Genomic DNA, 14,714 nt, shown 5'->3' with positions numbered 1-14,714 from the left:
CCCTCCTATGCCTAAAGAAGAATTCAAAAGCTCCGCAGCCACAAATGCGTCGAGCACTTCGGGCATTACATTAGGCGAACTGGTCGAGCAGTATAAAACACATACCGACAGCGGCTATCAAAAGCTCAAGTTTGCCGTCCGGAAGAACTACGACAACCTGCTCGGCCACATCGTTAAAACTCTCGGCCATGTTCGGCTGCGCGACTTTGATGCAGATACGATTTGGGAAGCCTACAAAGGATGGGTCGATGGCGAGAAGCTCGCTCTCGGCCATTCAATGATTGGCAAGCTGCGCCTGCTCTGCACGTTTGGAATCACGGTCCTCAAGGACGAGGATGCCATCCGGCTAAGCACGATCCTCAATAAGATCAAAACTCCGGCCAGCGAGGGAAAGAGAACCGAGCAGCTTACGAAAGAACACGTCCTCAAAATCCGCGAACTGGCCCATGAAGCTGGCTGGCACTCAATCGCTATTGTCCAAGCCTTCCAGCACGATTTCGCGGATAAATTTCGTCAGGCTGATCTCATTGGAGAATGGGTGCCCCTTAGCGAACCTGGGGAATCCAACATCCGCAATGAACAGGGAGAGAAATGGCTGCGCGGGATCAAGTGGAATCAGATCGATGATCGTTTGATCCTGCGCCACATGATCACAAGCGGCCGCGCTAATGAGCAGAAAATGATCGAAGTGGATCTAAAGCGTGGCGCGATGGTCTTGGAAGAGATCAACCGCATTCCGCAGCACCATCGCGTAGGCCCGATAGCCTTGAATGAGTTTAATGGGCTGCCGTGGAAGGGCACTCAGTTTCGTCGCAGGTGGCGCACGGTTGCCAACCGCGCGGGAGTGCCGAAAGAGATCAAGAACTTCGACAGCGGCAGGGAACTGCCGAGCGATGAAGTTGCTAATTCGAGGGCAGAACTCGCCCTCTAAGAGCTTCGCTAGGTAGTCATGAATGCCTAGCGGAGGGAGCCCCCGGGGGACTGGAGTGCCAGTCGCCCGGGGGAGGGTTATTCAACGCTGCCCCACGTAGCTCAAAGAATAGAGCACCGCGCCTGCTAAGCCGGAGGTTACGGGTTTGAATCCCGTCGTGGGGACCCCTTCCCGCAACGCGGGGAACGTTGAATGTCAACATTATATAACCCATTGGAATCACGGTCAAATCAGCAATTCGATCATGAATTCAAGGGGTTGATTCCGTAAAATTTCAAACTGAAAAAATATGCTTGACGCCAAGTATGCACGTAGTAGGGTACGTGCGTGAACAAGCTCGACACCAAAACCCGCGTTCAAATCCTCACAATGCTTTGCGAGGGTTCGTCCATGCGCTCCGTGTCGCGCGTGTGTGGCGTATCGATCAACACCGTTACCAAGCTGCTCGTTGATGCCGGGACGCTCTGCGCTGCCTTCCACGATGAACGCGTCCGAAACGTTAAGGCGAAGCGCGTTCAATGTGACGAAATCTGGAGCTTTTCCTACGCGAAGGCGAAGAACGTTCGGTTCGCTAAAAGCGCCCCTGAAAGCGCTGGCGATGTGTGGACTTGGACCGGTATTGACGCCGATTCAAAACTGATCGTGTCTTGGCACGTCGGCGACCGCTCGCAGTACACTGGCACAGCGTTTATGAGCGACCTCAAGGCGCGCCTTACAGATCGCTTTCAACTGACGACGGACGGCCACAAGGCTTACCTGACGGCAGTTAGTGAGGTGAATCTCGACGCCGATTACGCGATGCTCATCAAGATTTTCGCGAACGATATCCCGCCCGGTCCGGGCCGCTATAGCCCGCCCCGCTGCATCGGCACGGAAACCCAAGTCATCAAGGGCGTTCCCAATCCGAAGCACATCAACACGTCTTTTGCTGAGCGCCAGAACCTGACCATGCGCATGGCTATGCGCCGGTTCACCCGTCTGACCAACGCCTTCTCGAAGAAGTTCGAAAACCACTGCCACGCACTGGCGATCTACTTCTACTGGTACAATTGGGTTCGCGTTCACAAGACGCTTGGCGTCACTCCCGCGATGGCTGCTGGCTTGGTGGATCGCATCATGAACATGGATGACATCCTCGCCGCGCTCGATGTGGAGCAGGCACCGAAGGTGCGTGGCCCCTATAAGAAGCGGGAAACGGACCAAATTTCAAACTGAGACACTACCCGACAACCCCGGGGACAACGCGCTTGATCGCTGGTTGACAAGCCGCGCGGAGTTCTGTGGACAACCAGCCAAAAAGAAAACACCGGGCGTCGTTGCCCGGTGCCTGCTTGAGAACGCAGTCGGCGAAATTTACTTGAGGGAGCCGGCGATCGTGCTGAACGTCCCGCTCAGGTTCGTGCCGACGCCGTTCACCGCGGCGATGATGGCGATGGCGATGCCGGTCGCGATCAGTCCGTATTCGATGGCGGTCGCGCCGGATTCGTTCTTCAAAAACCTAACGAAAATAGCCTTCATTGCAGCCCTGCCCTTGGTTGTGATGCCTTGGAACGAAGGGAATTCCCGAGTTCCGCCTCCGTACTAGTACGGCGGCATCTAAGGTTGTGTGAATCGAGAACCGATCAATTCTCGCGAAATTCGATTGAATCCGGGTTGAATTTTTAACAAAAACCGCGCTAACGGCCTCCGATGACCCCATCCACGCACCGCGCCAGCGTCACCCTCACAGACGAAACGACCGCAAAGCGCGTGGTCGACGCGCTTTCCGAGCTGTTCTTCGAGGATCAGGCAGCTTTTGCAGCCTTTGAGCGGCCGGACGGCCGCTGGGACGTCACCGTTCATTTTGCCGAGCCGCCCGACCAGGCCTTGCTGCGCGAGCTGGTCGGCCAGGTGGTGCGGCAGGATGTCGCATCGACTTTGGTATTTGACACCATCGAGGCCAAGGACTGGGTCAAAGCGAGCCTGGAGGACCTGGTGCCGGTCGCCGCCGGCCGCTTTGTCGTCCACGGCCAGCATGACCGGCACAGGATCCCCCCGAACAAGCTCGGAATCGAGATCGAGGCGGCGCTCGCCTTCGGCACCGGCCATCACGGCACCACGCGCGGCTGCCTCTTGCTGCTCGACCACGTCCTGAAGGCGTATCAGCCCCGCCGTGTGCTCGATCTCGGCACCGGGACCGGCGTGCTCGGGATTGCCGCCGCCAAGGCGCTGCATGGCAAGGTGCTGGCCAGCGACATCGACGCGCCCTCGGTGCGGGTGGCCGAGGAAAACGCCTGGCTGAACGGCGCAGGGCATCTGGTGGACGTGATCCGTGCCACGGGCTTTGCCGCGCCGCGCTTTGCCGCGGACGGGCCGTTCGATCTGGTGCTCGCCAACATCCTCGCCAACCCGCTGCGCCAGCTGGCGGGGCCGATGGCGCGGCACCTCGCGTCATCAGCGCAGGTCATTCTGTCGGGCCTGCTGACCCACCAGGCGCCGGCGGTGATTGCCGCCTATCGCGCCCGCGGGCTGGTGCCGCTGCGGCATCTGAAGATCGAGGGCTGGAGCAGCCTGCTGCTGCGCTCCGTGAAATGACCGCAACCGGCAGACAGTGCGGCGACTGCACGCTCTGCTGCAAGGTGATGGCGATCGAGGAACTGGCGAAGCCGGCCGGCGCATGGTGTCCGCATTGCGCGCCCGGGCTCGGCTGCCGGATCTATCCGGACCGGCCGGCGGAATGCCGCTCGTTCAGCTGCGTCTGGCTGGTCAACGAGCTGCTGGAGGAGCACTGGAAGCCCTCGCGATCGAAGCTTGTGCTCACCACGTCCGAAGACGGCCTCGAGGTCCGCTGCGATCCGGGCTTCCCCGGCGCCTGGCGCCGGGAGCCGTTTCGGAGCGAACTCAGGGAATGGGCGATATCCGGCGAGACGCTCGACATGACCGTCGTCGTCATCGTCGGCCAGCGCATGACGCTGCTGACGCCGGAGCGCGAATTCGACCTCGGTATCGTCGGCCCCGATGAGCGGATCGTACGCGAACTCGACGGCACAAGAGTCGTCAACGCGACCGTGACGAAGGCCTCCGACCTCGAACAGTAAGTGCGAATTGCGGTCTGTTATTCAGGCGCTGCGGAATTGCGGCCGGCCGTCTCGACCTTGTCCTGGGCGGCTGCACGCCTGGCACGCGCCTCGACAAAGCGATCGAGCATCTGGAAGATGACGCCACGCGGCTTCTGCTCGACCGGCGCGATCGGCCCGGGGGGCACCGGCGGCGAGATCTTCTCAAACGTGAATGCAGGCATCGTGCATCTCCTCACCGTTGAGTTGAGACACTCCTGGACACTCCCCGCACGCTTGACCGACGACGGTGGACATCGTCGGGTCATTTCCACTATGCCACGATTCAAGCATAAGTTATGCCAAAAATATGATCAGCTTGACCGCGCTTGCGCGGAGATCATGCTCGACCCGAAGAGAGTGCGAAGGCGATGTTCGAAGCCCATTTCCAGACGTTCGAAGAGCCCGAAGGCGGCGTCGCGCTGGCCGCCCGCTTAAGCGCGCTGCGCGAGGAACTGGCGCGGCGCAAGCTGACCGGGTTTGTGGTTCCGCGCGCCGACCAGCAGCAGAATGAATATGTTGCCGCATCCGAGGAGCGGCTCGCCTGGCTGACCGGCTTCACCGGATCGGCCGGGCTCGCGATCGTGCTGGGCCGGGAAGCCGCCCTGTTCGTCGACGGGCGCTACACGCTGCAGGCCGCCAAGCAGGTCGACGCCAAGGCCTGGCAGGTCGAACCGCTGGTCGAGCCGCCCCCGGAGCACTGGCTGACCCGGCACCTGGCAGCCGGCGACCGCCTAGGATTTGACCCCTGGCTGCACACTTCTGCGGCAGCCGAACGGCTGGCGGCGGCCTGCGCCAAGGCCGGTGCCGAGCTGGTCGCCGTCGACGGCAACCCGATCGATACGATCTGGCACGAGCGGCCGGCACCGCCGCTCGGCCCGGTCACGATCCACGGCACGCAATTCTCCGGCGAGATCGAGGCCGAGAAGCTGAAGCGGATCCGGCTCGAGATCAACAAGCTCGGCGTCGATGCGCTGGTGCTGTCCGACAGCCACGCGGTGGCCTGGACCTTCAACATTCGCGGCGCCGACGTCTCGCATACGCCGCTGCCGCTGTCCTACGCGCTGGTGCCGAAGGATGGCCGGCCGCTGGTGTTCATCGATCACCGCAAGCTGTCCAACTCTGCGCGCGACCATCTCGCGCAATCCGCCGATGTCGAGGAACCGGCGGCGCTGGCCGCGAAGCTCACCGAGCTCGCCAAGCGCGGCGCCTCGATTGCGCTGGATAGCGCGACCGCGGCGGACGCCCTCAGCCGCCTGATCGCGGGCGCCGGCGGCAAGCCGGTGCGCGGCAACGATCCGGTCAGCCTGCTGAAGGCGGTCAAGAACCTCACCGAGATCGAGGGCACCCGCACCGCACATCAGCGCGACGCGGTGGCGTTGACGCGTTTCCTCGCCTGGATCGACCGCGAGGCGCCCTCCGGCCACCTCACCGAGATCGACACCGTCGAGGCGCTGGAGACGTTCCGCCGCCAGACCGGCGCACTGAAAGACGTCTCGTTCCCGACCATCGCCGGCACCGGGCCGAACGGCGCCATCGTGCATTATCGCGTGACGCGCAAGAGCAACCGCCGCATCGCCCCCGGCGATCTGCTGCTGATCGATTCCGGCGCGCAGTATGAAGACGGCACCACCGACGTCACCCGCACCATCGCAATCGGCAAGCCGACCGACGAAATGCGCGACCGCTTCACCCGCGTGCTGCGCGGCCATATCGGTATCGCCCGCGCGATCTTCCCGGACGGCACCACCGGCGCGCAGCTCGACAGCTTCGCGCGGCAATATCTCTGGCAGGCCGGGATCGATTTCGAGCACGGCACCGGCCACGGCGTCGGCAGCTATCTCAGCGTGCATGAAGGGCCGGCGCGGATCTCGAAGCTCGGCACCACGCCGCTGAAGCGCGGCATGATCCTGTCCAACGAGCCCGGCTACTACAAGACCGACGCCTACGGCATAAGGATCGAGAACCTCGAACTCGTGATCGGCACCGACATTGCCGGCGCCGAGAAGCCGGTCAACGCCTTCGAGACGCTGACGCTGGCGCCGATCGATCGCCGCCTGATCGAGGTGAGTATGCTGAGCGCAGACGAGCTGAGCTGGCTCAACGACTACCATGCCCGTGTCGCGCGCACGGTGCGCCCGCATCTCGACGACAACGCCACCAAGCTGTGGCTCGACGAGGCGACCGCGGCGCTGAAGTAGCGGCGCAGACACCGCTCCCCACACTCAGTGTCATCCCTCGCGAAAGCGGGGGATCCAGTACGCCGCGGCCTATCGGATTAAAACTGGTGCCTCTGGAATACTGGGTCCCCCGCTTTCGCGGAGGACGACAGCGGAATGCATGGGGACGTCGCCTGCCTAATTGCGCGTGACGAAACATCATCCGCCGCGTCTCCCGAAATCGCATGGGCGTATGCCGAAACACCCGTATTCCGCGCGAACGGGCGCGCTACAGTCTTTGCATAATGCTGGATCGGACCTGAATGCACGGCGTGATGGGCAAGCCGCCCGGCGCGGCAAAAGACAACATCGCGACATCGAAGGTCATGCTGCTGATGCTCGTCGTGATGACGGGCGTCGCGCCGATCTCGCTCTATATGCTGGTTCCGGCGCTGCCGGTGCTGGCGACTGATTTCGGCCGCGACATTTCCATCGCGCAGATGACCGTGTCGCTCTACATGGTCGGCATCGCGCTGTCGCAGCTGATCATGGGACCGCTGTCCGACAAGTTCGGCCGCCGCCCGGTGCTGCTCTCGGGCCTCGGCCTGATGGTGGTGGCCGGCGTCAGCTCAGTGTTCGCCGAGACCCTGCCGCAACTGATCGCGGCGCGCTTCTTCCAGGCGCTCGGCGGCGCCAGCGGCATGGTGATCAGCCGCGCCATCATCCGCGATCTCTATCCGCGCGAGCGGGTCGGCGCCATGATCAGCCTCGTCGTCGCCGCGCTGATGATCGCGCAGATGGTGAGCCCGCTGACCGGCGGTCTGCTGGAGACCACGTTCGGCTGGCGGGCGATCCTCTATCTCATCACCGCGGCGTCGCTGATCACCACGATCTTCATCGCGCTGGCGCTGCCCGAGACCCGCCGCGACCGCACCGACAACTCCAGCTTCCGCGGCGACCTCGGCAAGCTGATGCGCAGCCGCGCCTTCGTCGGCTATCTCTTGTGCCAGGTGCTGGCGTCGCAGATCATCTTCGCCTTCGCCGGCGGCGGCCCCTATATCGTGGTGACCCAGATGGGCCGCAGCAGCGCCGAGTATGGCGCATGGTTCGCGATGACGGGGTTCGGCTACTTCATCGGCAATCTCCTGTGCGTGCGCTTTGCGCCGCGGCACCCGCTGGAGCGGCTGATCTGGTTCGGCCTCGCGCTGCAGCTCAGCGGCAGCCTGTTGAATCTGATTTGGAGCTTTGCCGGGCTGAACCAGGCGCCGCTCTGGCTGTTCGGCACCCAGATGATCGTGATGGTCGCCAATGCCTTCGTGATGGCCAATTCGGCCGCCGGCGCCATCAGCATCCGCCCCGAGGCCGCCGGCACCGCCTCGGGCGCGATGGGCTTCCTGCAGCAGGGCATCGGCTCGCTGATCTCGCAATTCGGCGCCTATCTCGGCGGCCATTCGACCACCACATTGCCACTGACATCGGCGATCTTCGCGATCTCGATCGCCTGCGCCTGCACCATGATCTTCGTCGTGCCGCGGCGGAACGTGGTGGTGAGCGAGGAGCTGATCACGCAGGCCGAGGAGGATGAGCAGGGCATGATGTGAGGCGCGCGAACGCGCCGCGCCCTACTCTCCGATCAGCTTCAGCCACTCGTCTTCGGTCAGCACCTGCACGCCGTGCTTCTGCGCTTCGGCAAGCTTCGAGCCGGCGCCCGGCCCCGCGACGACATAGTCGGTCTTCTTCGACACCGAACCCGCGGCCTTGGCCCCTAACCGCTCGGCGGTCGCCTTGGCCTCGTCGCGCGTCATCTTCTCGAGCGAGCCGGTGAACACCACGGTCTTGCCGGCAACCGCCGAATTGCTCTTCGGCTTCTCCGCGTCGACGATCTCGTCGAGCTCCGTGGTCAACCGCTCGACGATGCCGCGATTGTGGCTCTCGCCGAAATAATCCGCGATGCTCTTGATCACGGTGTCGCCGATCTGGTCGAGCGCATCCATCTCGGCGATCGCATCCTCGTCGCCCTTGGCGACCTTGAGGCAAGCGTCGTGGAACGCGTCCCACGAGCCGTAGCCACGCGCCAGCGCCAGCGCCGTGGTCTCGCCGACATGGCGCATGCCGAGCGCATAGATGAAGCGTTCCAGCCCGATCCTGCGGCGGCTGTCGATCGCGGCGAACAGATTGCGCACCGAGGTTTCGCCATAGCCCTCGATGTCCTCGAGCTTCAGCTTCGCGTTGCGCTTCGGCAGCGTGAAGATGTCGGCGGGCTCCTTGACCCAACCCTCGTCGAAGAAATATTGCAGCTGCTTCACGCCGAGGCCATCGATGTCGAACGCCCGTCGCGACACGAACAGGATCAGGTGCTCGATCTTCTGGAACGGACAGGCGAACTCGCCGCTGCAGCGTAGCCGTGAGCCCTCCTCGCCGGTCGCGGTCTCCTCGCGCACCACGTCGGTGTGCAGCGGACACGGGCATTTCTTCGGAAAATGGAATTCCTTCGCGCCCTTCGGCCGCTTGTCGATCACGACGTCGACGACCTGCGGGATCACGTCGCCGGCGCGCTGGATCACCACAGTGTCGCCGATCCTGATGTCGCGTCCCTCGCGCAGCTCCTCGCCCTTGTTGCCGATGCCCTTGATGTAGTCCTCGTTGTGCAGCGTGACGTTCTGCACGATCACGCCGCCGACGCCGACCGGCTCGAGCTTGCCGACCGGGGTGAACGAGCCGGTGCGCCCGACCTGGATCTCGATGTCGCGCAGCACGGTCATGGCGCGCTCGGCCGGGAATTTGTGCGCGATCGCCCAGCGCGGCGTGCGCGACACGAAGCCGAGCCGTTCCTGCCAGTCGATGCGGTCGACCTTGTAGACGACGCCGTCGATGTCGTAGTCGAGCTCGGCGCGCTGCTCCTCGATCTTGCGATGGAAGGCAATCAGCTCCTCGACCGAGTGGCACAATTTGGTCAGCGGATTGGTCTTGAAGCCGCAGCGCTCGAACCAGTGGATCATGCCGGTCTGGGTTTCCTCCGGCATCGCGCTCATCTCGCCCCAGGCATAGGCAAAGAAGCCGAGCGGCCGCGAGGCGGTGATGCCAGGATCCTTCTGCCGCAGCGAGCCGGCCGCCGAATTGCGCGGATTGGCGAAGATGGTGTCGCCGGCGGCCTTCTGTCGCTCGTTGAGCGCCAGGAACGCCTTCTTGGTCATGTAGACCTCACCGCGCACCTCGCAGATCTCGGGCACGTTGCGGCCCTTGAGCTTCTGCGGCACATCCTCCAGCGTGCGGATGTTCGCGGTGACGTCCTCGCCCTCGGCGCCGTCGCCGCGTGTCGCTGCCGTGACGAGCTCGCCGCCCTCGTAGCGCAGCGACATCGAGAGGCCGTCGATCTTCGGCTCGGCCGAGAAATCGATCTTGTCGTCCGGCAGCTTGAGAAAGCGCGTGATACGTCCGACGAAGTCGACCACGTCGGCTTCCGCAAACGCATTGTCGAGCGACAGCATCGGAACGGAGTGGCGGACCTTTTTGAAGCGCCCCGACGGCGCGGCGCCGACCTTCTGCGACGGTGATTCCGCAGTGACGAATTCGGGGAAGCGCTTCTCGATCGCATTGTAGCGCTGCCGCAGCGCATCGTACTCGGCATCGGTGACGCTGGGCGCATCGTCCTGATAGTAGCGCTTGTCGTGGCCCTCGAGCTCGAGCGCAAGGCGCATCAACTCGACCTTGGCCTGGGCCTTGGTGAGCTTGTCGACGTCGACCAGCGCTTTCTTCGCTTTGGTGGCCATAGGCGAACTAACTCGCCGCCCGGAGCAGGCGTTCCGCCGCCGCCCTCGCCTCGGCGGTGATCTCGGCACCGGCCAGCATGCGCGCGATTTCCTCGCGGCGATGGTCGGCGGCGAGCGCGTTGACGCGGGTGGCGACGCGCTTGCCCTTGTCGAGCGCGTCCTTGGAGATCAGGAGATGCTGGCTGGCGCGGGCCGCGACCTGCGGCGCATGCGTCACCGCCATCACCTGCACCTTGCCGGCAAGGCGCGCCAACCGCGAGCCGATGGCGTCCGCGACCGCGCCGCCGACGCCGGTGTCGATTTCGTCGAACACCAAAGTCGGCGCCGAGCCGCGATCGGCCAGCACGACCTTCAGCGCCAGCAGGAAGCGCGACAGCTCGCCGCCGGAGGCGACCTTCATCATCGGCCCCGGCTTGGTGCCCGGATTGGTCTGCACCCAGAACTCGACACGGTCGATACCCTCTGGCCCCGGCGCGGCGGCATTGGCCTCGACCTGCGTCATGAATTTCGCGCGCTCGAGCTTGAGCGGCGCGAGCTCGGCGTTGACCGCCTTGTTGAGCTTCTCGGCCGCCTTGCTGCGCGCCGCCGACAGTTTTGCGGCCGCAGCCGCATAACGTTGGTCGGCTTCCGCGGCGGCCGCTTCCAGCTTCCTCAGCTGATCGGCACCGGCATCGATCAGCGCGACGTCACCGGCGTATTGCGTCGCCAGCGCGGCCAGCAAATCCACCGGCGTCGAATATTTGCGCGAGGCGGCGCGCAGCGCGAACAGCCGCTCCTCGATGCGCTCGAGCTCGGCCGGATCGAAATCGGTCGCAGCAAGTGCAGCGTTGAGATGCTGGTCGGCCTCTTCCAGCGCATTGATCGCAATGTCGATTGCCTTGACCGCCGGTTCGATCAGCGCGGGCGCATTGGCGGCGCGGCGCTCCAGCCGCCGCACTGCGGCCGATAGCGCCGACACCGGCGAATGCGAGCCGCCGATCGCTTCCTGCGCCTCGCGCAGATCGGTCGCGACCTTCTCGCCCTGCATCATGGTGGTGCGGCGGTTGGCGAGCTCGGTCTCCTCGCCGTCCTTCGGCGCCAGCGTCTTCAATTCCTGCGAGGCATGGCGCAGATAGTCTGCCTCACGCGCGGCGCGCTCCATGCCGGCGCGATGCTCGTCGAGCGCGGTGCCGGCGGTCCGCCTGATATCCCACAGCGCTTCCAGCGCCGCGACGTCCTTCTCGTGGCCGGCGAAGGCGTCGAGCAGCTGGCGGTGGGTGGAAGCGTCGACCAGGGCGCGCTCGTCGTGTTGGCCGTGGATCTCGACCAGCACGGCGCCGACCGCCTTCAGGGTCTGCACGCTGATCGCCTGATCGTTGATGAAGGCACGGGTGCGGCCGTCGGCGAGTTGCACCCGGCGCAGGATCATCTCTCCGGTGTCGTCGAGGCCGTTCTCGGCGAGGATCCTCGCCGCCGGATGCCCCTTGGGAACATCGAACATCGCGGTGACCTGCCCCTGCTCGGCGCCATGGCGCACGAGGCCAGCATCGCCGCGGCCGCCGAGCGCCAGCGCAAAGGCATCGAGCAGGATCGATTTGCCGGCGCCGGTTTCGCCGGTCAGCACCGCGAGGCCTCGGGAAAATTCGATATCAAGCCGTTCGATCAGGACGATGTCACGGATCGACAGACGGGCCAGCATGCGAGGACAATTCCTAGCCGAGACCTATCTTCTTGAAGGTCCTGCTGATCCAGGATCCCTGATTCTCGCTCGGCTCGAGACCGCCGGACTTTACTAGATTATACGCGTCCTTGTACCAGCGGCTGTCCGGAAAATTGTGGCCGAGCACTGCGGCGGCGGTCTGCGCCTCGCCGACGATGCCGATCGCCATATAGGCCTCGGTGAGTCGGTAGAGCGCCTCTTCGACGTGGCGGGTGGTCTGGTACTGCGTGACCACGGTCTTGAAGCGATTGATCGCGGCGGTGAAGTCGCGCTTCTCGATGTAGTAGCGGCCGACCGCCATTTCCTTGCCGGCGAGCTGGTCGCGCGCCGCCTGGATCTTGTTCTTGGCCTGGGTGGCGTATTCCGAGGTCGGATATTTGCGCACCACCTCTTCGAGCGCCGCGATCGCCTTCTCGGTACGACCCTGGTCGCGCGAGATGTCCGGGATCTGGTCGAAATGCGATGCTGCGATCAGGTACTGGGCGTAGGCAGCGTCCGGGCTGCCCGGATGCAGTGTGACGTAGCGGGTGGCGGAGCCGATGCAGCTGTCGTAGTCGCCGGCCTGATAATACGAATAGGCCGACATCAGGAGCGACTTGCGCGCCCAGTCCGAATAGGGGTGCTGACGGTCGACTTCCTCGAACTTCTTCGAGGCGGCCTTCAGATCCTTCTTCTCGTTCATCATGTACAAGCCCTCATTGTAGAGCTTGTCCGCAGGCTCATCGACGAACGTATCGTCCTTGGACATGAACTTGTCCCACAGCGCGCCGGTGCCGCAGCCTGAGAGCGGCAGTGCCAGCACGATCAGGCCCGCTGCAAAACGCAGCGTGCGCGCGGCCTTGGTCAGGCCGGAGACGTCAGAAGAGGAGCGTGGTTCGAGCGCCATACGCATTGCCGACATGAATTGTAAAACCTGACGCCTTTGATGCGGTTAACGGCGACCCCACTCCACCCATGAACCGCGGTCATGGATGCAATATCTCTCGTGCCGTTGGGCGCCGTATCAGGCAACCGCGGGCCTGTCTAACCGAAAAATGACCGTGGACCAACCGAATAGGGAGCCAATCCGCCGGGAATAAGGCGACCCGGCGAAGCGCACAGCCTGCTGTGGTTGTTACGGAAATTGGGCCTGACCGCCGGCGGCGATCAGGACACGTCCGGACCGTAGGCCGGGGCGACGAGGCCGCCCACGGTGCCCGCACCGGCTTCGACATGGCCGCGGACCGGCCGCCGGGCCGTCTCCGATTCGACCACGCGCCAGGCGCTACGGTCGGCCAGCAGCGCCTTCAGCACCGCATTGTTGAGCTTGTGACCGCCCCGGACCGAGCGGTAGCTGGCGAGCAGCGGCAGGCCGGCCAGCGCGAGATCGCCGATCACGTCGAGCACCTTGTGGCGGACGCATTCGTCGCTGTAGCGCAGGCCTTCGCTGTTGAGCAGCCGGGTATCGTCGAACACCACCGTGTTGTCGAACGACGCGCCGAGCGCGAAACCGGCGCTCCAGAGCCGCGCCGTGTCGCTGATGCAGCCGAAGGTCCGAGCCCGCGCGATATCGCGGCGGAAGCTTTCCGGCGACAGGTCGAAGGAGAAGCTCTGGCGGCCGATCACCGCATTGGCGAAGTCGATCTCGACCTCGGCACGGAATCCACCAGCAAACGGACGCAGCTCACCGACCGATTGGCCGATCTTCACCTGTACCGGCTTCAACACCTGGATGAAGCGGCGCACGGCGGGTTGGGTGACGATACCGGCCTGCTCGATGGCGGCAACGAAGGCAGCCGAGCTGCCATCCATGATCGGAACTTCGGGTCCATCGACTTCGACGGTGGCGTTGTCGATCCCCATGCCGCGCAGCGCCGCAAGCACATGTTCTGCGGTCGAAACCAGCGGCCCTTCGCGGTCACCGAGCACCGTCGAAAACTCGGTGGCGATCACGGCATCGGCGTCGGCGTGGATTTCACGGTCGGCACCGTCGAGACCGGTGCGGACAAAAATATAACCTGCATCGACAGGTGCAGGTCCCAACGTGAGACTGGCAGGAAGACCGGAATGAACGCCTACGCCAGTCACGGTGGCTTGCGACCGAAGCGTTGTTTGACGGCTGAACTTCATTCGACAATGCCCACTACCCGACTTCGCTCAATTCAAGTGGCCAAACTTCCCCAAGGCCGACTCGCTTGAGCTCCCCAAGTCACGGCAGACCATAGTGATTTCCTAAACCGCGCCAACTCACGCTTCTTTACCGATTGTTACCCCATCCCCGCCGCATTCACGCCCAAGGTTAACCAAATTGCGGCATCGAAAACGGCCCTCGGCGAGTGGCCATCTGACCACCGAAACAATAATTAATCATTTAAAATCAGTTGCTTGTTTGCAGAGCGCAATCACCTGCCTGCCAAAAGGAGAAGGCCCCGGCGGTTCCCCGCCGAGGCCTTCTTCATCGCCAAGGTTGTAACAAACTTCAGTTTGCCTGCCGGCGCAGGAAGGCCGGGATATCAAGATGGTCGTCGCCCTGTGGCGCCGGGGCAACAGGGGCCTGACGGCCATGCGCGTCCAATCCCTGCGGTGCCGGCCGCTTTGCATATTCCGATACCGGCTGCTCGTTCGCCGAGATCTGCTGGGCGACGCTGCGGGCCGGCTTGCGCTCAGGCAGCGGAGGCATCGTCGGCATCGCAGGACCCGAGGCACGGGCCGCGATTGGCGGCTCGGTCTCTTCGTCGCGGCGGCCGAGGCCGACATTGGCCAGCCGCTGCAGCAGCGACAGCCGGGTCTTCTGCGGGTGTTCCGCCTCACCATCGCCGCTGGCCTGGCGAATCTCGGCCTGCGCCGGCATCGGCAGATCCTCGAACTTCGGCATCCGCGGGGCACGGACCGGCGACCGCTCCGCCGCCTGCGGGATGAAGGTCTCGGGCGGCATCGGCTCGTGCTGCTCGGCCCGGGCCGCTTCGTGATCCGGGAACAGTGTGGGCTTCTGGGCGATCGGCCGCACCGTGACGTCACCGTAGGAGGCCGGCTGCATCGGCGCCTGGGCGGCCGGTGCGCTGTCCGGGGCGACCGCGGCGG

General features: G+C 64.1%; 12 protein-coding genes, 1 tRNA gene and 1 pseudogene. 7 read left to right on the top strand and 7 right to left on the bottom strand.

The window, feature by feature from the left end; translation table 11 throughout:
- From AC628_RS44320 to AC628_RS29465, 3 genes are all read left to right on the top strand, one after another.
- The coding region (locus AC628_RS44320; RefSeq protein ID WP_168193473.1) for a hypothetical protein at window positions 1–931 on the top strand (931 nt) is incomplete at its 5' end.
- Window positions 932–1,021: 90 nt separating this feature from the next.
- Window positions 1,022–1,095 (top strand) — tRNA-Ser (locus AC628_RS29470).
- A 163-nt stretch (window positions 1,096–1,258) separates the two neighbouring features.
- Window positions 1,259–2,146 (top strand): IS1 family transposase, encoded by an 888-nt coding sequence (locus tag AC628_RS29465; RefSeq protein ID WP_083633194.1) that lies wholly within the window; start codon window positions 1,259–1,261, stop codon window positions 2,144–2,146.
- A 138-nt stretch (window positions 2,147–2,284) separates the two neighbouring features.
- Here AC628_RS29465 and AC628_RS29460 read toward each other — a convergent pair whose 3' ends face one another.
- A complete protein-coding gene (locus AC628_RS29460; RefSeq protein WP_074130264.1) occupies window positions 2,285–2,449 on the bottom strand; it encodes a Flp family type IVb pilin in 165 nt (54 codons plus the stop codon).
- 171 nt (window positions 2,450–2,620) lie between these two features.
- Here AC628_RS29460 and AC628_RS29455 point away from each other — a divergent pair, with 171 nt between their 5' ends.
- A complete protein-coding gene (locus tag AC628_RS29455; RefSeq protein ID WP_074130263.1) occupies window positions 2,621–3,505 on the top strand; it encodes a 50S ribosomal protein L11 methyltransferase in 885 nt (294 codons plus the stop codon).
- Window positions 3,502–4,008 carry a hypothetical protein gene (locus AC628_RS29450; protein ID WP_074130262.1) on the top strand — a complete coding sequence of 169 codons (507 nt, stop codon included), beginning with the start codon at window positions 3,502–3,504 and terminating at the stop codon, window positions 4,006–4,008. The genes AC628_RS29455 and AC628_RS29450 overlap by 4 nt, the downstream gene beginning before the upstream one ends.
- A gap of 17 nt (window positions 4,009–4,025) precedes the next feature.
- On the opposite strand, the gene AC628_RS29445 is transcribed toward AC628_RS29450, so the two are convergent.
- A complete protein-coding gene (locus AC628_RS29445; RefSeq protein WP_074130261.1) occupies window positions 4,026–4,211 on the bottom strand; it encodes a hypothetical protein in 186 nt (61 codons plus the stop codon).
- Between the two features lie 186 nt (window positions 4,212–4,397).
- On the opposite strand from AC628_RS29445, the gene AC628_RS29440 reads away from it, so the two are divergent.
- A complete protein-coding gene (locus tag AC628_RS29440) occupies window positions 4,398–6,227 on the top strand; it encodes an aminopeptidase P family protein (protein ID WP_074130260.1) in 1,830 nt (609 codons plus the stop codon).
- A gap of 281 nt (window positions 6,228–6,508) precedes the next feature.
- Window positions 6,509–7,786, top strand: a complete 1,278-nt coding sequence (locus AC628_RS29435) for a multidrug effflux MFS transporter (protein WP_074130259.1) — start codon at window positions 6,509–6,511, stop codon at window positions 7,784–7,786.
- 21 nt (window positions 7,787–7,807) lie between these two features.
- On the opposite strand, the gene ligA is transcribed toward AC628_RS29435, so the two are convergent.
- The 5 genes and pseudogenes from ligA to AC628_RS29410 all read right to left on the bottom strand — a co-directional run.
- Window positions 7,808–9,955 carry an NAD-dependent DNA ligase LigA gene (gene ligA / locus AC628_RS29430; protein ID WP_074130258.1) on the bottom strand — a complete coding sequence of 716 codons (2,148 nt, stop codon included), beginning with the start codon at window positions 9,953–9,955 and terminating at the stop codon, window positions 7,808–7,810.
- Window positions 9,956–9,962: 7 nt separating this feature from the next.
- On the bottom strand, window positions 9,963–11,633 hold the full coding sequence (gene recN / locus AC628_RS29425; RefSeq protein WP_074130257.1) for a DNA repair protein RecN: 1,671 nt from the start codon (window positions 11,631–11,633) through the stop codon (window positions 9,963–9,965).
- 13 nt (window positions 11,634–11,646) lie between these two features.
- Window positions 11,647–12,555, bottom strand: a complete 909-nt coding sequence (locus tag AC628_RS29420; RefSeq protein ID WP_050628362.1) for an outer membrane protein assembly factor BamD — start codon at window positions 12,553–12,555, stop codon at window positions 11,647–11,649.
- 245 nt (window positions 12,556–12,800) lie between these two features.
- Window positions 12,801–13,763, bottom strand: a complete 963-nt coding sequence (gene lpxC, locus AC628_RS29415; RefSeq protein ID WP_074130256.1) for a UDP-3-O-acyl-N-acetylglucosamine deacetylase — start codon at window positions 13,761–13,763, stop codon at window positions 12,801–12,803.
- A gap of 349 nt (window positions 13,764–14,112) precedes the next feature.
- A pseudogene (locus AC628_RS29410) lies at window positions 14,113–14,714 on the bottom strand (cell division protein FtsZ); the annotation flags it as partial.

The sequence above is a fragment of the Bradyrhizobium sp. NAS96.2 genome (assembly GCF_001908235.1).
Taxonomy (GTDB): Bacteria; Pseudomonadota; Alphaproteobacteria; order Rhizobiales; family Xanthobacteraceae; genus Bradyrhizobium.
The sequence above is the reverse complement of the archived record's forward strand: the minus strand, read 5'-3'. Positions and strand labels throughout refer to the sequence as shown.

Bases quoted from the DNA above. Each gene is read 5' to 3' on its own strand.
- AC628_RS29450 (WP_074130262.1), top strand. From the start codon at position 3,502: ATGACCGCAACCGGCAGACAGTGCGGCGACTGCACGCTCTGCTGCAAG.
- AC628_RS29445 (WP_074130261.1), bottom strand. From the start codon at position 4,211: ATGCCTGCATTCACGTTTGAGAAGATCTCGCCGCCGGTGCCCCCCGGG.
- recN (WP_074130257.1), bottom strand. From the start codon at position 11,633: ATGCTGGCCCGTCTGTCGATCCGTGACATCGTCCTGATCGAACGGCTT.
- AC628_RS29440 (WP_074130260.1), top strand. From the start codon at position 4,398: ATGTTCGAAGCCCATTTCCAGACGTTCGAAGAGCCCGAAGGCGGCGTC.
- AC628_RS29455 (WP_074130263.1), top strand. From the start codon at position 2,621: ATGACCCCATCCACGCACCGCGCCAGCGTCACCCTCACAGACGAAACG.
- AC628_RS29420 (WP_050628362.1), bottom strand. From the start codon at position 12,555: ATGTCGGCAATGCGTATGGCGCTCGAACCACGCTCCTCTTCTGACGTC.
- AC628_RS29435 (WP_074130259.1), top strand. From the start codon at position 6,509: ATGCACGGCGTGATGGGCAAGCCGCCCGGCGCGGCAAAAGACAACATC.
- lpxC (WP_074130256.1), bottom strand. From the start codon at position 13,763: ATGAAGTTCAGCCGTCAAACAACGCTTCGGTCGCAAGCCACCGTGACT.
- AC628_RS29460 (WP_074130264.1), bottom strand. From the start codon at position 2,449: ATGAAGGCTATTTTCGTTAGGTTTTTGAAGAACGAATCCGGCGCGACC.
- ligA (WP_074130258.1), bottom strand. From the start codon at position 9,955: ATGGCCACCAAAGCGAAGAAAGCGCTGGTCGACGTCGACAAGCTCACC.